17 protein-coding genes are annotated in these 15,888 nt (G+C 71.3%); 9 read left to right on the top strand and 8 right to left on the bottom strand.

Annotated elements, in window-relative coordinates:
- Positions 1 to 171 precede the first annotated feature (171 nt).
- Positions 172 to 903, bottom strand: coding sequence for a Tim44/TimA family putative adaptor protein (locus J7U37_RS13190; RefSeq protein WP_247636005.1), 732 nt, complete (start codon positions 901 to 903; stop codon positions 172 to 174).
- Positions 904 to 1,466: 563 nt separating this feature from the next.
- Between J7U37_RS13190 and secB the strand changes: the two genes are divergently transcribed.
- From secB to hisS, 5 genes are all read left to right on the top strand, one after another.
- Positions 1,467 to 1,976 carry a protein-export chaperone SecB gene (gene secB, locus J7U37_RS13185; protein WP_056187442.1) on the top strand — a complete coding sequence of 170 codons (510 nt, stop codon included), beginning with the start codon at positions 1,467 to 1,469 and terminating at the stop codon, positions 1,974 to 1,976.
- Positions 1,977 to 2,178: 202 nt separating this feature from the next.
- Positions 2,179 to 2,382 carry a hypothetical protein gene (locus J7U37_RS13180; protein ID WP_247636004.1) on the top strand — a complete coding sequence of 68 codons (204 nt, stop codon included), beginning with the start codon at positions 2,179 to 2,181 and terminating at the stop codon, positions 2,380 to 2,382.
- 183 nt (positions 2,383 to 2,565) lie between these two features.
- Positions 2,566 to 3,825: an MFS transporter gene (locus tag J7U37_RS13175; RefSeq protein ID WP_247636003.1), complete on the top strand. Its 1,260-nt coding sequence runs from the start codon at positions 2,566 to 2,568 to the stop codon at positions 3,823 to 3,825.
- Between the two features lie 127 nt (positions 3,826 to 3,952).
- Entirely contained in the window at positions 3,953 to 4,444 is a 492-nt protein-coding gene (locus J7U37_RS13170) for a DUF3429 domain-containing protein (protein ID WP_247636002.1), read from the top strand.
- A 94-nt stretch (positions 4,445 to 4,538) separates the two neighbouring features.
- Positions 4,539 to 6,077 (top strand): histidine--tRNA ligase, encoded by a 1,539-nt coding sequence (gene hisS, locus J7U37_RS13165; RefSeq protein ID WP_247636001.1) that lies wholly within the window; start codon positions 4,539 to 4,541, stop codon positions 6,075 to 6,077.
- A 212-nt stretch (positions 6,078 to 6,289) separates the two neighbouring features.
- On the opposite strand, the gene J7U37_RS13160 is transcribed toward hisS, so the two are convergent.
- On the bottom strand, positions 6,290 to 6,712 hold the full coding sequence (locus tag J7U37_RS13160; RefSeq protein ID WP_056187450.1) for an organic hydroperoxide resistance protein: 423 nt from the start codon (positions 6,710 to 6,712) through the stop codon (positions 6,290 to 6,292).
- 181 nt (positions 6,713 to 6,893) lie between these two features.
- Here J7U37_RS13160 and J7U37_RS13155 point away from each other — a divergent pair, with 181 nt between their 5' ends.
- Positions 6,894 to 7,424 carry a MarR family transcriptional regulator gene (locus J7U37_RS13155; protein ID WP_082504156.1) on the top strand — a complete coding sequence of 177 codons (531 nt, stop codon included), beginning with the start codon at positions 6,894 to 6,896 and terminating at the stop codon, positions 7,422 to 7,424.
- A 106-nt stretch (positions 7,425 to 7,530) separates the two neighbouring features.
- Here the strand turns inward: J7U37_RS13155 and J7U37_RS13150 are convergent, their stop codons facing one another.
- A complete protein-coding gene (locus J7U37_RS13150) occupies positions 7,531 to 7,896 on the bottom strand; it encodes a cytochrome c family protein (protein WP_056187453.1) in 366 nt (121 codons plus the stop codon).
- A 295-nt stretch (positions 7,897 to 8,191) separates the two neighbouring features.
- On the opposite strand from J7U37_RS13150, the gene J7U37_RS13145 reads away from it, so the two are divergent.
- Positions 8,192 to 9,625 carry an FAD-linked oxidase C-terminal domain-containing protein gene (locus J7U37_RS13145; protein WP_247636000.1) on the top strand — a complete coding sequence of 478 codons (1,434 nt, stop codon included), beginning with the start codon at positions 8,192 to 8,194 and terminating at the stop codon, positions 9,623 to 9,625.
- 12 nt (positions 9,626 to 9,637) lie between these two features.
- On the opposite strand, the gene rlmJ is transcribed toward J7U37_RS13145, so the two are convergent.
- From rlmJ to J7U37_RS13125, 4 genes are all read right to left on the bottom strand, one after another.
- Positions 9,638 to 10,483, bottom strand: coding sequence for a 23S rRNA (adenine(2030)-N(6))-methyltransferase RlmJ (gene rlmJ, locus J7U37_RS13140; protein ID WP_247635999.1), 846 nt, complete (start codon positions 10,481 to 10,483; stop codon positions 9,638 to 9,640).
- A 63-nt stretch (positions 10,484 to 10,546) separates the two neighbouring features.
- Positions 10,547 to 11,167: a ribonuclease T2 gene (locus tag J7U37_RS13135; RefSeq protein WP_056188004.1), complete on the bottom strand. Its 621-nt coding sequence runs from the start codon at positions 11,165 to 11,167 to the stop codon at positions 10,547 to 10,549.
- 62 nt (positions 11,168 to 11,229) lie between these two features.
- Positions 11,230 to 11,697, bottom strand: a complete 468-nt coding sequence (locus J7U37_RS13130; RefSeq protein WP_056188007.1) for a hypothetical protein — start codon at positions 11,695 to 11,697, stop codon at positions 11,230 to 11,232.
- Positions 11,698 to 11,903: 206 nt separating this feature from the next.
- Positions 11,904 to 12,944 (bottom strand): extensin family protein, encoded by a 1,041-nt coding sequence (locus J7U37_RS13125; protein ID WP_247635998.1) that lies wholly within the window; start codon positions 12,942 to 12,944, stop codon positions 11,904 to 11,906.
- A gap of 111 nt (positions 12,945 to 13,055) precedes the next feature.
- Here J7U37_RS13125 and J7U37_RS13120 point away from each other — a divergent pair, with 111 nt between their 5' ends.
- The gene (locus J7U37_RS13120) at positions 13,056 to 14,288 is read left to right on the top strand and encodes an amidase (RefSeq protein WP_247635997.1); all 1,233 of its coding nucleotides are present in this window, start codon (positions 13,056 to 13,058) and stop codon (positions 14,286 to 14,288) included.
- A gap of 16 nt (positions 14,289 to 14,304) precedes the next feature.
- A complete protein-coding gene (locus J7U37_RS13115; RefSeq protein ID WP_247635996.1) occupies positions 14,305 to 15,132 on the top strand; it encodes a methyltransferase domain-containing protein in 828 nt (275 codons plus the stop codon).
- Positions 15,133 to 15,194: 62 nt separating this feature from the next.
- Here J7U37_RS13115 and metW read toward each other — a convergent pair whose 3' ends face one another.
- Positions 15,195 to 15,881, bottom strand: a complete 687-nt coding sequence (gene metW, locus J7U37_RS13110) for a methionine biosynthesis protein MetW (RefSeq protein WP_056188009.1) — start codon at positions 15,879 to 15,881, stop codon at positions 15,195 to 15,197.
- Positions 15,882 to 15,888: the final 7 nt, after the last annotated feature.

Below are 15,888 nucleotides of genomic sequence, written 5' to 3'. Positions count from 1 at the left end.
ACCCGAGACGACTCGCCCACCCGAGACGACTCGCCCACGCGAAACGGCTCGGCCGCGGGGGCGGCCGAGCCGGGGGAGGGGAGGCTGAGGGCGGCGAGGACAGCCGCCGCTGGACGGGAGAACCGGGTCACGCGCGCTCGGGTACCTTGGGCACCTTGGCGACCGGGCGGCTCAGGCGCCGGCTTCCGTGGCGACGAGCTGCCAGTTCGGGTCGCGGGCGCCGAGCGTCCGGGCGAAGGTCCAGACGTCGGGCACCTCCACCACCGCTTCGGCGCTGCCATCCGTCACCTGGCCCTGCGCGTCGCGGGTGGCGGTGATGAGGTGGGAGAGGAAGCGCACGGTGACCTGGGCCACGCGGTTCTTGACGTCGACGGCCACGATCTCGGCCTTGTCGAGGGAGACGAAGGTGGTTTCCACGGACTCGCGGCGCGCCTCGCGGGCATCGATCTCGCGCTCGAAGCCCTCGCAGACCTCCCGGGAGAGCAGGCTGCGCAGGGTCTTGCGGTCGCCCTTCGCGAAGGCGATCACGATGGCCTCGTAGGCGCTGCGGGCGCCCTCCACGAAGGCGCGCGGATCGAAGGCGGGCTCGACCTGGACGATGGCTTCGAGGCCGTGGGCGATGGCCGAGCCGGGCTCGGCGATGCCGCGCCAGTCGCGCACATCGGTCTTCACCGCACTCTGGCCGCGATCGGCCGGCGGCTGGGCCCGGTCGGCGCCCGGCAGCCGCACCACGTTGTCGGCCTCGCCGCGCGCGGCCGGCGGCTCGGTGCGGCTGCGGTCCACCGGCTTGAACGGCGAGCGCTCGGTGCCGGTCTTCTGACCCAGCACCGAGCGCAGGCGCCAGATGACGAAGACCGCCAGGGCGAGAAAGATCAGGGTCGTCAAGTCGAAGGAGTCCTGCATTACCGATCCGATCGTGGCCGTGGCACGAATACGTTACTTCCCGGGGCTCTGGAAACCCGGCCCGGCTCCTCGGCTGACGTGTCTGTCCGAGTCGCGCTCGACCGGAACGCGCCGAACCGAGCCGCATCCCGCCGAGATCCGTTCAGCCGGAAGACGCTCGACCCCGGTCGCGCATATCCGCCCATGTCGCGCATTCGCCGGGTCTCGCGCAAGCCGCGGGCCGGCTCGGCGCCTCTCGATGCGGAGATATGGATATCCGGTGCGCCGATTCCAGGTGAGGGCGCGCGCCTGCGCCGCCTTGACCCGGCCGGGCTGTCCCGAGGGGTTCGGACGGTCGGGTTGTCCGGGGTCAGGTCGTCCGGGCCGGGCCGAACCCGCCTTCGCCTTGTCCCCTGCGAGCGCGCGTGATAGCGCGCTATCGCGCCAGCCGGGCGGCGAGGGCGTGCCGGTGCGCAGGCCGGTCGACCCGGTTCCGGGGGCCGGGAGCACCGCTGTCCGAGGCCGCGCCCCCTCAAGATGTCGCCCCGCCGCGGACCGAAGACCCAGGAAGAGGACAGAACGCCATGGCCGACACTCCGAACCCGAACGGCAACAGTGGCGCCACGGCGCAGCCCGACGACGGAACGCCGACGATCAACGCGCTCGCGCAGTACAGCAAGGATCTCTCCTTCGAGAATCCGAATGCGCCGCGTTCGCTGCAGCCGCAGGAGACCGGTCCGCAGATCAACATCCAGGTGAACGTCAACGCCAAGCAGATCGCCGAGTTCGACTTCGAGGTCGACCTGACGCTGGAGGGCGATGCCAAGATCGCCGGCGAGGTGCTGTTCGCTTTCGAGCTGACCTATTCGGGCATCTTCCGCATGCGCAACATCCCGGAGGATCAGCTGCATCCGGCCGTGATGATCGAATGCCCGCGCCTGCTCTTCCCCTTCGCACGCCAGATCGTCGCCGAGGCCGTGCGCAACGGCGGCTTCCCGCCCCTGTACATCGATCCGATCGACTTCGTCGGCCTCTACCGCCAGAAGGCGATGGAATCGCAGGCCCAGGGCGCGACCGGACCGCTCGCCTCCTGAGGATCTGATCGTCCCGCATCCGCCGGCCCCTTGGCCGGTCGATGCGGGCGGCTGCCACACGTTGCATCGTCGCCGCATCGCACATCCCTGGATTGTTATAGCGACCGTCGCGCCGCACCCATTCGGCGTGGCAGCCCGCGACGTGACCGGCGCGGTCCGGCTCCACCGCCGGACTCGCGAGCCCCTCGAAGGATGCGATCGCATGCCGGACGCACGGCGCCCGCACCACGTCGCTGACCCCGGACCCGCGCAGCCGTGCTCCTTCCGAGCCTCGGTCTTCGACCGCGCCGCCAACGATCACGCGCAGGGTTTCGGCCGCCGGCTCGCCGCAATTCCCCGCACTCCGGTGGGCGGCCGCGCGGCCGGGCCGAATCACGACCGGACCCCGGGGCGGCACCAAGCCTGAAACGGTACCAAGCCTGAAACGGCACAAGGCCTGAATCAAGACGAGACCGGAATTGGATCGAAGAACGGGCTTGGCCGTTACTCACGTCCCGTTTCGTCGCGGCCGCCATGACGGCCGGCCGACCTGCGCCGTGGCGCGTTCGGACCCCGAGGCGCCGGCGGATCGCCCCAGCCCCGGACGCGTATGCTCGCCACCCAGCACCTCGCCCTGATCAACGTCTTCACCGGCGACATCCAGGGCGGGCTCGGCCCGTTCCTCGGCACCTGGCTCGCGGAATCCGCCGCCTGGAGTCCTTCGCGGATCGGCTTCGTCACCACCCTGGCGGGGATCGGCTCGCTCCTCCTCAGCGGCCCCTTCGGCGCCCTGGTCGACCGCCTCGGCCGGCCTCGGCTGCTGATCGCCCTGGCCTGCGGAGCCATCCTGTGCGGCACCCTGCTGCTGCTGCCGGCGCGGGGCGTCCTCCCGGTCTTCGCCGCGCAGATGATGGCGGCGGCGGGCGGCACCCTGCTGCTCCCGGCCGTCACGGCCCTGACTCTCGGCATCGTCGGCAAGGACCGCTTCCCGAAGCAGCAGGGCCGCAACCAAGCCTTCAACCACCTCGGCATCCTGCTGGCAGCCGGCGGCATCAGCCTCGGCACCGGCTGGTTCGGCCCCGCCATCGCCTTCTGGGTGCTCGGCGGCATGGCGGTGCTGGCCATCGCGGCGACGCTGACGACGCCGGGCCATTGCTACAGCGAGCGCCGGGCCGTGGGCTGGCAGGAGGATGCGGACGACACACCGGAGCGCGCCGGCCTGCGCAGCATCGTGGCCAACCGCAAGCTCCTGGTGCTGGCCGTGGCGCTGGCGCTGTTCAACCTCGGCAACGGCGGCATGCTCTCGCTGCTCGGGCAGAAGCTGGTGGCCACCGCGGTCGACGCCACGAGCTGGACCGCCCGGTACGTCATGGTGGCGCAGCTGGTGATGATCCCCGTGGCGCTCTTCGCCGGATCGCTCGCCGACCGGCGCGGCCGGCGCCAGCTCCTCATCGCCGCCTGCGCGGTGCTGCCGGTCCGCGCCGTGCTCTCGGCCTTCATCGACGATCCCCTGTGGCTGATCTCCGCCGAGATCCTCGACGGCGTCGCCTCGGGCATCATCGGCGTCGCGGTGCCGGTGGTGGTCGCCGACCTGACCTGGGGTTCCGGACGGACCCAGACGGCGCTCGGGTCCCTCAACGCCCTCCAGGGCATCGGCGGCGCCCTCTCGGCCTGGTACGGCGGCCTCGCCCAGGCGATGCTGGGCTGGACCGGCGCCTTCCTGGCGCTGGGGGCACCCGCCCTCGTCGCCCTCGGCCTCGTTCTGTGGCTCGATACCACCAGCGAGGGCCGGGGCCGCGCGGCGAAGGGCGGAGCGAAGGGCGAGGCAAAGGCTGTGACCGAGCCGGACGCCGACCGGCACGGCGCCTGATCGCCGCGTCGCTCCGGCGCCGATCGCCACCCGGCGGAACGGCGCCGGTCCGCTTCCGTTGGGCGAGGAGGCCCTGGCGGCGCGCAGGCTCCGGGCGGCGCGGACTCAGCTCTGGAGCGAAGACACGATGGACGATCGACCCGACGGCCGAACCTTCCAGGTCACCGAATCGCGCGCCGTGCCCTGGCTCAGCATCGTGTTCGGCTACGGCCCGATGCTGCCCTTCGTGGTCGGCGCCGTCATCGCCTGGGTCCGGCCCGGCGACACCCTGGGCGAGGCCGCCCTGCTCCTGACCCTCCTGTGGGGCTGCGCCATCCTGCTGTTCCTGTCGGGCGTGCGCCGCGGACTCAGCTTTCGCACCGAGGGCGGGCCGACCCTCACCCAGATGGCCACCATGATCGGGCTGTTCAGTCTCGGCTTCGTCGCCCTGGCGCTGGCGATCCTGGACGAGGCGGTGGCCGCGCTGGTCCTGCTCCTCGTCGGATTCGGGGCGATCGCGGTGCTCGACCCGATCGCGGCCCGACGGGGCGAGGCGCCCCTGTTCTTCGCCCGCCTGCGCCCGGTCCAGATCCCGATCGCGCTCCTCAGCCTCGCGGCCCTCCTGGCCCTGAAACTCTGACGCGCATCCCTGCCGGGGCCTGCGCGCTTGCCGCTCCCCGCCGCCCGCGATAGAGCCCCCGGGACCCCGAACAGCCCCGACGGACACGCATCCCATGGCCAAGGCCGATTCCAACAAGGCCGATTCCAACCAGGCCGACTCGAACAAGGCCGACACCCTGAAGCCGCGCCTGCCGCGCGGTTTCGTCGACCGGCGCGCGGACGAGATCGCCGCCCAGCACCGCATGCTGGAGACGATCCGCCGGAGCTTCGAGCTCTATGGCTTCGAAGCGCTGGAGACGCCGTTCGTGGAGTACACCGAGGCGCTGGGGAAATTCCTGCCCGACCTCGACCGGCCGAACGAGGGCGTGTTCTCGTTCCAGGACGACGACGAATCCTGGCTGTCGCTGCGCTACGACCTGACTGCGCCGCTGGCCCGCCACGTGGCCGAGCACTTCGACGCGATCCCCAAGCCCTACCGGAGCTTTCGCGCCGGCTACGTCTTCCGCAATGAGAAGCCGGGTCCGGGCCGCTTCCGCCAGTTCATGCAGTTCGATGCCGACATCGTCGGGGCCGGCTCGGTGGCGGCCGATGCCGAGATCTGCATGCTGATGGCCGACACCCTGGAGAAGCTCGGGCTCACCGGGCAGTACGTGGTCAAGGTCAACAACCGGAAGGTGCTCGACGGGCTGATGGAGTCGATCGGGCTCAGCGGTCCCGACAAGGCCGGGCAGCGCCTGACCGTGCTGCGCGCCATCGACAAGCTGGATCGCCTCGGCGATGCCGGCGTGCGCGAATTGCTGGGCGCCGGCCGCAAGGACGAGAGCGGCGACTTCACCAAGGGCGCCGGCCTGGCCGATGAGGCGATCGGCCGGGTGCTCGCCTTCACCGGCTGGACCGGCCCCGGATCGGCCCCGGCCGAGACCGCCACCACGCTGGCGAATTTCGAAACCTCCCTGGCGGGCAGCGCCATCGGGCTGGAGGGCATGCGCGAACTCGCCGACATGGCCGCCCTGTTCGCCGCGGCCGGCTACGACGCCCGCATCCGCATCGATCCCTCCGTGGTGCGCGGGCTCGAATACTACACCGGCCCGGTCTACGAGGCGGAGCTGACCTTCCCGGTCACCAACGACGAAGGCCAGGTGGTGCGCTTCGGCTCGGTCTCGGGCGGCGGCCGCTACGACGGCCTCGTGGGGCGTTTCCGCAGTGAGCCGGTGCCGGCGACCGGCTTCTCCATCGGCGTCTCGCGCCTGTTCTCGGCCCTGCAACTGGTGAAGAGCCCGCTCCTGGACGGCCTTGCCAAGCCCGGCCCGGTGGTGGTGCTGGTGCTCGACCGGGACAACATCGCCGATTACCAGCGCCTCGTCGCGTCCCTGCGGGAGGCCGGCATCCGGGCCGAACTCTATCTCGGCGGCTCGGGCATGAAGGCGCAGATGAAATATGCCGACCGGCGCGGCAGCCCGTGCGCCATCATCCAGGGCTCGAACGAGCGCGAGGCCGGCGAGGTCCAGATCAAGGACCTGATCGAGGGGGCCAAGGCCGCGGCCGCCATCACCAGCAACGCCGAGTGGAAGGCCGCGCGCCCGGCCCAGTTCTCGGTGCCGGTGGCCGAGATGGTCGAGCGGGTGCGCGAGGTCCTGGGGCGCCACTTCTGAGGCCCCGGGCTTCGCCTATCCAGGGTCGCGACATCGCCGCGTGTCCCCCTTCCGCCTTGTGGGGAGGGGGCAGCGGTGGGAGCGGTTGGGTGACCCATTGCCGGCTGAGGCGCGCGGAACCACCCCCACCTCCAAACTCCTCCCCACGAGGGGGGGGAGGAGAGCCGCGCCGAGCCTGCACGCTTGAACAGGAGGGCCACCCGGACCGGCGATCAGGCGACCGAGATGTCGACCTGGATGTTGCCGCGGGTGGCGTGCGAGTACGGGCACACCACGTCGGCGCGCTTCACCAGATCCTCGGCCACCGCCCGGTCGAGGCCCGGCAGGGTCGCCTTCAGGGCCACCACGAGGCCGAAGCCGGTGCCGTCGTCGCGCGGGCCGATACCGACGCTGGACTCGATCTTGGACTCCTCCGAGACCTGGATCTTGTCCTTGCCGGCCACGAACTTGATCGCGCCGAGGAAGCAGGCGGCGTAGCCGGCCGCGAAGAGCTGCTCCGGGTTGGTGCCGGCGCCACCGCCGCCGCCAAGCTCCTTCGGCGTCGAGAGCTTGACGTCCACCTTGGAATCGTCGGTCGCGGCGGAGCCTTCACGGCCGCCGGTGGCATGGGCGTGGGCGGTGTAGAGTGCCTTCATGGGTATCTCTCCTGAAGCTCGGACGAACGGATCGGGCGCGGTCCCGCTTCGACGTTTTCGATTGCGCGCAATCTAGTTATTTCCTCGCATAGGACTTGATTGTGCGCAATATGAAATTTGCATAAGACCATGATATCGCGTCGGCTTCGGTGCGATGCGCAGCGCGAAGGAAAGCCTCATCATGTCGGGACGGCAGACCCGCACGCTCCCGGAGCCCATCCCGGCTTCGGACACGACGGATGCCCTCAGCCTGGACAGCCAGCTCTGCTTCGCCGTCTATGCGACGGCCCATGCCTTCGGGCGCGCCTACCGCACGCTGCTGAGCGGCCACGACCTGACCTACCCGCAATATCTCGTGCTGCTGGTTTTGTGGGAGGAGGAGGGACTGACGGTCAAGGAGATCGGGCAGCGCCTGTTCCTCGATTCCGGCACCCTGACGCCGCTGCTGAAGCGCCTGGAGGGGGCCGGCCATGTCCGGCGCGCCCGCGACCGGGCCGACGAGCGCCAAGTCAGCATCTTCCTGACGGCGACCGGCCGGGCCCTGCGCGCCCGCATGGAATGCGTGCCGGGACTCGCCGGCGGCATGACCGGCCTCGATGTCGACGGGCGCCGCGCCCTCCTCGACACCCTGGTTCAGCTTCGGGCCTCGCTGCACGACGCGCTCGCGACCGAGAGGGCGACCGACGCCCCCGGTGCCAGCCCGGCGCCCTGATCCGACGACACGGTCCCCGAGACGAAGAAAGCCGGTCCCGCGTTCCAGCGGGACCGGCTCTCCGGAGCATCCGGGTGGCCCGGCCTCGAGGCCGGGTCCGGGGTGCTTACTTCTGAGTGCCGAGGTAGGCGATCACGTCGGCGAGCTTCTTGTCGTCCTTGAGGCCCGGATAGACCATCTTGTTGCCCGGCACCTTGGCCTTGGGGTCCTTCAGCCACTCCTTGAGGTTGGCCTCGTCCCAGGTGATGCCCGAGCCCTTGAGGGCGGCCGAGTAGTTGTAGCCCTCGTGCGTGCCGGCCTTGCGGCCCACGACGCCCTTGAGATCCGGGCCGACGCCGTTCTTGCCGAAGGCGTGGCAGGCCTTGCAAGGCGCGAAGGCCTTCTCGCCGGCAGCGGCGTCGCCGGCCTCCTGGGCCTGGGCCGACAGCGGCAGCAGAAGCGCGAGCGCGGCGCCGAGGATGAGGTGACGCATGGTTGTTTTCCTCCGTTGGGCGGCAGAAGCCGCCTTGCTTATGGCAGAGCTTGACGATTTAGAACAGATTGAGACTGGAAACGTGCGGACTCCGCCGAGGGTGTCTGCGACGAAACGAAGCTTCACGGCAGAGTTTTCGTTCCTCCGGTTCTCGAAGAGCCGATCCCCGGGTGCGGTTGTCGTTCCGTTGCCTTAAGATCCCGGACAATCGTCGCCTCTCCGCGTTCCGGATGATCGGTCTAGACCGACGCACCTGAGCGCAGGCTGAAGACGAATCCATCGCGAGGAGCGCCCCATGTCGATCGCCTTTCCCGTGCCCGACGCCGCCATCGTCGCCCGCCGCGACGCGATCATCGCCGGCCTCCGGCCGCTGGTGGCGCCCGAGGCGCTGGTGACGACCGAGGACGAGCGCCGCGCCTTCGAGACCGATGGGCTCACCGCCTACCGCAAGATGCCGCTCGCCGTGGTGCTGCCCTCGACCACCGCGGAGGTCTCGGCCGTGATGGCGTTCTGCCACGCCAACGGCGTCAGGGTGGTGCCGCGCGGCGCCGGCACGTCGCTGGCCGGCGGCGCCATCGCGCAGGAGGACGCGGTGATCCTCGGCGTCTCGAAGATGAACCGCATCGTGGCGATCGATTTCGAGAACCGCACCGCCCGCGTCGAGGCCGGCATCACCAACCTGGCCATCTCGGGCGCCGTCAGCCACGAGGGCTTCTTCTACGCGCCCGACCCGTCGAGCCAGCTCGCCTGCACCATCGCGGGCAATATCGCGATGAATTCCGGCGGCGCGCACTGCCTCAAATACGGGGTCACCACCAACAACCTGCTCGGCGTCACCCTGGTGATGAACGACGGCACCGTGGTGGAGATCGGCGGCGCCCATCTCGACGCGCCCGGCTACGACCTGCTCGGCCTCGTCTGCGGCTCGGAGGGGCAGCTCGGCATCGTCACCGAGGCCACCGTGCGCATCCTGCGGGCGGCGGAGGGCGCGCGCCCGGCCCTCGTCGGCTTCGGCTCGGTGGAGGATGCGGGCGCCTGCACGGCGGCGATCATCGGCGCCGGCATCATCCCGGTGGCGATCGAGTACATGGACCGCGAGGCGATCCTGATCACCGAGGATTTCGCCCAGGCCGGCTATCCGCGCGACGCCGAGGCCATGCTGATCATCGAGGTCGAGGGCTCCGATACCGAGTGCACGGCGATGCTGGCCCGCATCGAGGCCATCGCCCGCGACTACAACCCGACCAGCATCCGGGTCTCGAAATCCGAGGCCGAGAGCGCCGCCATCTGGAAGGGCCGCAAGTCCGCCTTCGGCGCCACCGGCCGGATCTCGGACTACATCTGCATGGACGGCACCATCCCCACCGGCCAGCTCCCCGGCGTGTTGGAGCGGATCGGGGCGATCTGCGCCGAGAAGGGCCTGCGGGTCGCCAACGTGTTCCACGCCGGCGACGGCAACCTGCACCCGCTGATCCTGTTCGACATCAACACGCCGGGCGAGATGGAGAAGGCGGAGGCGGCCGGCGACGCGATTCTGAAGCTCTGCGTCGAGGTCGGCGGCTGCCTCACGGGCGAGCACGGCGTCGGCATCGAGAAGCGTGAGCTGATGCGCTTCCAGTATGCCCAGGAAGACCTGGAGCAGCAGATGCGGGTGAAGAACGTCTTCGACCCGCACTGGCTGATGAACCCCGCCAAGGTGTTCCCGCTGGAGGGGCGCCTGCTCGCCTGAAGCGCCGGGACTTCAGGCCTCGGCGCCGAAGGCCTCGCACCGGAAGGCGCCGTAATCGGTGCGGGCGAGGCGTTCGGCCAGAGCCGGCAGGAACAACGTCGCCTCCTCGGCGAGCCGCCACGGCGGGTTGATGACGATGAGGCCGTTGCCGTTGAGCCGGGTCGGATCGGGCTCGGACACCAGGAGGTCGAGGCGCAGGGCCGGGCGGGTCAGAACCCGGTCGAGCTGCGCCACCATGTGGTCGACCTTGGCCACGTCCTTGATCGGGTACCAGCCGAGATAGATGCCGGTGGGCCACTTGGCGACCGCGCGGGCCAATGCGGTCCCGAGGCGGTCGATCTCGCCCAGCTCCTCGTAGGGCGGGTCGATCAGGACCACGCCACGGCGCTCGGGGGGCGGGATCAGCGCGTTGAGCGCCGTCCAGCCGTCGAGATGCATCACCTTCGACAGGGAATCCTGATTGAAGCGCAGCCGCAGGGTCTCGGCATCGGCCGGATGCAATTCCACGAACACGCCCTGGTCGGTGGGGCGCAGGAACTCCCGGATCAGGGCGGGCGAGCCCGGATAGGTGTCGGCCCCGTGCCGCTCCCGCACCGCCGCCACAGCCGCGCGGTAGGGCGCGAGCAGGGCTTCCACGGCCTCGGGGAAGGGCGTGTCGAGGCGACCCCAGCCGTCACGCCACTCGCCGGTGCGGCCGGCCTCGTCGGCGGTGAGGTCGTAGAAGCCGAGGCCCGCATGGGTGTCGATCGCCCGGAAGCCCGTCGGCTTCAGGCAGAGATGCGCCAGCACCCGGCTCAGCACGAGATGCTTCAGGACATCGGCGAAATTGCCGGCGTGGAAGGCGTGGCGGTAATTCATGGGGTCCGGGTCTGTCTCACCCCGCCCCCGGCGCTCCGGCGCGGGGTGGGATCGCGCCATCCTCTAGCGCGCGGCGTCGATGGCAACCTCGCCCGAGCGGCAATTCTGGCGGGCCACCTCGGGGCAGGGGGTGAAGCCGCGCAGATCCTTGGAGAAGCAGATCCGCACCTCCTGGAGCTGGCCGCTCCGGCAGGTGACCGACATCATGTCGGGGCGCAGGCCACGGTTGGCCGCGACGAACTGCCGGGCGATCTCGATCGGCGCCAGCCGCGTATCGCGCTCCGGCGCCTGGAAGGCATCCGGAATGGTCACCGCCGCGCGGGCGTCGCGCGCCGCCTGGAAATAGGAGACCGGGTCGAGCCCCGAACAGGTGCCGTGTGTGCGCCACTCGTGCCGAGCCAGGCCCTCGCTCGGATAGACCTCGCCCGCCACCGCGATCGCCTGCCGGGTCGGCGAGCGCTCGACGGAGGAGCAGTTGGCCGGATAGCCGCGGGTGTATTGCGGCCACAGGCCGTGGACGACGAAGCCGAGGCCGCGTCCCGGCCGGCACTGGCCCTGCGCCTCGCGCCGGGCGCCCGGCCCCTCGCAATAGGTCGGCGACCAGGACAGGGCCAGGACGTAGAAGTCGAAGGAGCCCGGCGTGCCGCCGCGCTCGAAGCCCTGGGCCAGCGCGGGCGACGCCATCAGCGCCAGGGTCAGGCCCGCCAAGGCGCCGCGTGCGCGCGCCCAAGGCCCGGCGACAGGGCTCACGGACGGGCTTCGCGGCAGGCCGAGGAATAGGCGTAGGAGAGGTTGCGATCGAGGCCGTGGACGCAGAACTCGATGCCCCAATCGGCGCCGATGATCCCGAGACCGTCGCGCACGGAGTAATCGACCTTGCGGCGGATGCCATCCGAGGTGGTGGCGACCGCGCTGCAGAAGCGGCGCGGAACGTAGTCGAGGCCCCAGGGCCGCCACGCCGTGCGCTCGATGTGCTCGTAGCGCAGGATGGTCAGGGACGAGTTCCAGAACTTCGTCTCCTTCTCGGCGAAGTGCGACGAGAGTCGCTCCAGCACCTCGGGGGCCTGGCAGCCGGGGATGTCGGCCTCGTAGTTGAACTCGCGCTCCTCGGCGGGGGTGATCTCCTCGCGGCCGGAACGGGCGAGCGCCGGCTGAAGGCTGCCCGCCAGGACGAGACCGAGGGCGAAGGCGGTGGAGAGGGGGTTCGGGCGCATGCCGGCGTCTTTGTTCCGCTGGAGTCCGTGAAGCTTGCCCGGACGATGGCGCCTGGCTCGGCGCTGTCAAGCACGGCGCCGGCCGCGCCGTCGTTTTCCGGGCGCCCTGGGGTTCGCCGGGCACACCTGATCAGGCGGAAAGCGTATCACGCGGGAAGCATATCAGGAGCGAGCGGTCCCCCCGCGTCACACGACGTTTCGAGCCGTCAGTAGATCGGTTCGGCGAGGCCGGGACCGGCCGAACCCGGGGCGGCGAGCGAGAGCGGCTCGGCCTCGAATTCATGCGGCGGCAGGGCGGCCGCGACGCGGGAGCCCGGGACGCGCGCAACCGCCGGGCGCGACGCGGCGGCAACAGCCGCCGGGGGCGAGCGCATCGGCGCGGCCGGCGCCCGGGCGAGCTGCGAGGCCGGCGAAGAGGTTGGCGCCCGGGCGGGTTGGCGGGCCGACATCGGCGTCACGCCGTAGGGATCGTCCTCCTCCACGTCGATCGGGGCCTGCGGCGGGGCCGGCAGCCGCTCCGGCGGACGCGGCCGGGCGGTGGCGCGCGGCACGCCGTCGCCGCCGAGCTGGGGCACGAACTTGATCAGCGGCTGGCAGATGCGGCGCAAGCCGCGCGGATCGTGGCGGGCGAGGTCGACGTGGATGTGGTCGTAGTGGAACACGTTCGAGCCCGGCGCCAGCACGGTGGAGAACCGGGCGCAGGCCCCGAGGAAGACCTCGCGCAGGAAGCCCTGCTCGGCCTCGGTGCCGCGCCAGCCGCCCTTCACCGTGATGACGTAGCCGTCGGCGAGCTTGAACGACATGATGTCGACGGCATTGCCGAAGGAATGCTCGGAGAGCTTGGCGCCGGCCTGGTTGTTGCGGCCCCGGCAGGCATAGGTGCCGGCATTGATCTCGGCCACGGGCTGGCCGAAATACAGGTTGGCCGCCGGCTGGATCGTGTCGGCGAGCCAGGCCTCGGCCTCGGCCAGCGCCGGGCAGGCCAGGGTCACGCGCTGCTTGAGGGCCACGGTGCCCTTGCCGAGGCGGGTGACGCGGTAGGGCTGCAGCATCCCGCAGACGCCCGGCCCGCTGATCTCCTTGGACGGGGTGACGAACTCCGTCGTCTCCACGAGACGTTTGGCGTTGCAGGCCTGCTCGGTCTGGTCACGCCAGGGCTCGCGCTGCTCAAACTTGTTGAGTGCACAGCCGGTGAGGCCCGCGCCGAACAGCGTCAGGGCCGAGAACGCGAATACGCTACGCCACATGATGCGGACGATGCGCAGCGTTGCGTAAACGATGCGTCAACGATGCGGCGCGGAACCCGTGGGCTGTGGACGGGTGTTGACAGCGGCGCTTCGAGACGGGACCAAGCCTCCATGTTGTCCCTCGTCGATCTCCGCACCCGCATCGCCGCCGGTCATCTCGATCCCGCCGGCGCCATCCGTCTCGCCGAGGCCGCCATCGCGGCCCACGACCCCGGCATCGGGGCGATCGTGAGCCGAAATCCCAAGCCGACGATCTCTGAAACCGGAGCGCTGGCCGGCATCGCGGTGGGCATCAAGGACATCATCGACACGGCCGACCTGCCGACCCAGATGGGGTCGCCGATCTATGCCGGCTGGCAGCCGAAGGCGGACGCCGCCATCGTGGCGCGGCTGCGGGCGCTCGGGGCGGTGCCGCTGGTCAAGACCACCACCTCGCCCTTCGCGAGCCACGACCCGACCGCGACGGTGAACCCGCGCGATCGCGGCCACACCCCCGGCGGCTCCTCGGCCGGCTCGGCCGCGGCCGTCGCGGCCGGGATGGTTCCCCTGGCGCTCGGCACCCAGACCGGCGGCTCGGTCATTCGTCCGGCGGCCTTCTGCGGCGTCGCGGCGATCAAGCCCTCGTTCCGCCTCCTGCCGACGGTGGGGGTGAAGACCTTCTCGTGGGCGCTGGACACCCTTGGGCTGTTCGGCGCCGGCATCGCCGACATCGCCCAGGCCCTGAGCCTGATCGCGGACCGGCCGGCCCTGGATCTCGGCGACGACGCGCCCGCCCCGCGCATCGGCCTGTGCCTGCAGGGCTTCGCCGCGGCCCCCGACGCGGCGGCGCTGGCCGCCCTCGACCGCGCCGCCCGCGCGGCCGAAGCCGCCGGGGCCCGGGTCGCGGACCTGACCCTGCCGGCGCCGCTGCCCGAGGCCTGGGCCCGCCATCCCGTCATCCAGGATTACGAGGCGCGCCAGGCCCTGGCCTGGGAATACGCTCATCACCGCGCGCATCTCAGTCCGGAGCTCGGCGAACAGCTCGACGCCGCGCAGACCCTCGTCGCCGCCCAGTACGACGAGGCCCGCCGCAGCGCGCACCGCGCCCGGCGCGTCCTCAAGGACCTGTTCGGCGAGATCGACGTCATCCTGACCCTGTCCGCCCCGGGCCGGGCCCCGGCCGGCCTCGGCACCACGGGCGACGCCCGCTTCAACCGGCTCTGGACCCTGATCGGCGTCCCCTGCGTGACCGTGCCGGTCCCCGGCGACGGCCTGCCGCTGGGCGTCCAGATCATCGCCCGCTTCGGCGACGACGGCCGCGCCCTCGCGGTGGCCCGGATGATCGAGCGGGCGCTGGCAGCTTAGCTCCGGAAAGAACGCCGTGAATCGACCCCGTCCCGGCGCCAGCGCCGGCCTTTCCCCGCCCGGCCTCTCACCGATCACCCCGATGCGTTCCTGGAAGCAGGCTGTGGCCCGGGCCTTCAACGGGGCCGAGGGTTATGACGGCGCGGCGGCGATCCAGGCCCTGGTCGCCGACCGGCTGGCGGCGCGCATCGCGGCCGCGCCGCTGGCGCCCGCGCCACGCATCCTCGAGGTCGGCTGCGGCACCGGATTGCTGACCGGCGCCCTGCACCGGGCCTTCCCGGACGGGTCCCTCCTCGCCACCGATCTCGCGCCCGCCATGATCCTGCGCTGCCGCACGCGGCTCAGCCGCGCGCAGGCCCTCCGCCTCTGCGTGATGGATGCCGAGCGGCCCTGCCTGGCACCCGGCTTCGATCTCATCGCCTCCAGCCTGGCGGCGCAATGGTTCGAGGACCTCGCCGGCACGCTGGCCCGCCTCGCCGGCCTGCTGGCACCCGGCGGCCTGCTGGCGGTGGCGACCCTGGCCTCGGGCACCTTCGCCGAGTGGCGGGCGGCCCACGCCGCCCTCGGCCTGGAGGCGGCGACGCCGCGCTATCCCACCCGGGCGGATCTGGCGGCACTGACCATTCCCGGCTGTACCCTCGCGGTCTCGACCGAGCCCCTCGGCGAATCCCACGCCGATGGCCGCGCCTTCCTGGGGGCCTTGCGGGCCATCGGGGCCGGCACGCCGGGAGCGGGGACGCCGCTCTCTCCGGGCGCCCTGCGGCGGGTGCTGCGGCGGTTCGAGGCCGGTGGGGCGCAGGTGACCTACGAGGTCGCGAGCCTGATCATCCGGCGTGAGCCCTGAGACTCCCGGACGAGCCGGGGGTTTTCACGTGCAACAGGGCGTGCAACAGGGATTTGCGCGTTTCAGGCCGCCGGAGGTCCGGCACCGGCCTCGCGGCGGCGCAGCAGGAACACGCCCTGCGCGCCCATCAGGTTCCACACCCACCAGGGCATCGAGAACCGCATCGGCCGGCCCCGCGCGTCGAGGGCGGTCGCCTTCTCGATCTCGGCATTGACCGTCCGGCACAGGCCGACGAAGTCCCGGATGGTGCAGTGGTGGATGTTCGGGGTCTCGTACCATTCCTCGGGCATCAGGGCCGTGACCGGCATCCGCCCCCGCAGCGCCAGTTCCGAGCGCACCCGCCAATGGCCGAAATTCGGGAACGAGATGATCACCTGGCGCCCGATGCGCAGGAGGTGCTCCAGCACGATGCGGGGATTGCGCGTCGCCTGGATGGTCTGGGACAGGACCACCACGTCGAAGGCGTCGTCGGGGTAGTTCGCCAGATCCGTGTCCGCATCGCCCTGGATCACCGGCAGGCCCTGGGCGAGGCAGGCATTCACGCCCTCGCGCGAGAGTTCGATGCCGCGCCCGTCGACGCCGCGCCGGTCGCGCAGCAGGGCCAGCAGGGCTCCGTCGCCGCAGCCGATGTCGAGCACCCGGGCATTCGGAGGCACCAGATCGAGCACCACCAGGTGATCGACGCGGGTGCTGCCGGCTTCCGCCCGCGGCAGCGTCTGCGCCGTCTCCCAGGGCCGGGGGGCGGACATGTCCGGC

This window comes from Methylobacterium sp. 37f (genome assembly GCF_023093475.1).
Taxonomy (GTDB): domain Bacteria; phylum Pseudomonadota; class Alphaproteobacteria; order Rhizobiales; family Beijerinckiaceae; genus Methylobacterium.
The sequence above is the reverse complement of the archived record's forward strand: the minus strand, read 5'-3'. Positions and strand labels throughout refer to the sequence as shown.

Bases quoted from the DNA above. Each gene is read 5' to 3' on its own strand.
- rlmJ (WP_247635999.1), bottom strand. From the start codon at position 10,483: ATGAATTACCGCCACGCCTTCCACGCCGGCAATTTCGCCGATGTCCTG.
- J7U37_RS13135 (WP_056188004.1), bottom strand. From the start codon at position 11,167: ATGGCGTCGCCCGCGCTGGCCCAGGGCTTCGAGCGCGGCGGCACGCCG.
- J7U37_RS13150 (WP_056187453.1), bottom strand. From the start codon at position 7,896: ATGCGTCACCTCATCCTCGGCGCCGCGCTCGCGCTTCTGCTGCCGCTG.
- J7U37_RS13170 (WP_247636002.1), top strand. From the start codon at position 3,953: ATGGACGATCGACCCGACGGCCGAACCTTCCAGGTCACCGAATCGCGC.
- J7U37_RS13130 (WP_056188007.1), bottom strand. From the start codon at position 11,697: ATGCGCCCGAACCCCCTCTCCACCGCCTTCGCCCTCGGTCTCGTCCTG.
- J7U37_RS13155 (WP_082504156.1), top strand. From the start codon at position 6,894: ATGTCGGGACGGCAGACCCGCACGCTCCCGGAGCCCATCCCGGCTTCG.
- J7U37_RS13145 (WP_247636000.1), top strand. From the start codon at position 8,192: ATGTCGATCGCCTTTCCCGTGCCCGACGCCGCCATCGTCGCCCGCCGC.
- hisS (WP_247636001.1), top strand. From the start codon at position 4,539: ATGGCCAAGGCCGATTCCAACAAGGCCGATTCCAACCAGGCCGACTCG.
- J7U37_RS13190 (WP_247636005.1), bottom strand. From the start codon at position 903: ATGCAGGACTCCTTCGACTTGACGACCCTGATCTTTCTCGCCCTGGCG.
- J7U37_RS13160 (WP_056187450.1), bottom strand. From the start codon at position 6,712: ATGAAGGCACTCTACACCGCCCACGCCCATGCCACCGGCGGCCGTGAA.
- J7U37_RS13125 (WP_247635998.1), bottom strand. From the start codon at position 12,944: ATGTGGCGTAGCGTATTCGCGTTCTCGGCCCTGACGCTGTTCGGCGCG.
- secB (WP_056187442.1), top strand. From the start codon at position 1,467: ATGGCCGACACTCCGAACCCGAACGGCAACAGTGGCGCCACGGCGCAG.
- J7U37_RS13180 (WP_247636004.1), top strand. From the start codon at position 2,179: ATGCCGGACGCACGGCGCCCGCACCACGTCGCTGACCCCGGACCCGCG.
- J7U37_RS13175 (WP_247636003.1), top strand. From the start codon at position 2,566: ATGCTCGCCACCCAGCACCTCGCCCTGATCAACGTCTTCACCGGCGAC.
- J7U37_RS13120 (WP_247635997.1), top strand. From the start codon at position 13,056: ATGTTGTCCCTCGTCGATCTCCGCACCCGCATCGCCGCCGGTCATCTC.
- metW (WP_056188009.1), bottom strand. From the start codon at position 15,881: ATGTCCGCCCCCCGGCCCTGGGAGACGGCGCAGACGCTGCCGCGGGCG.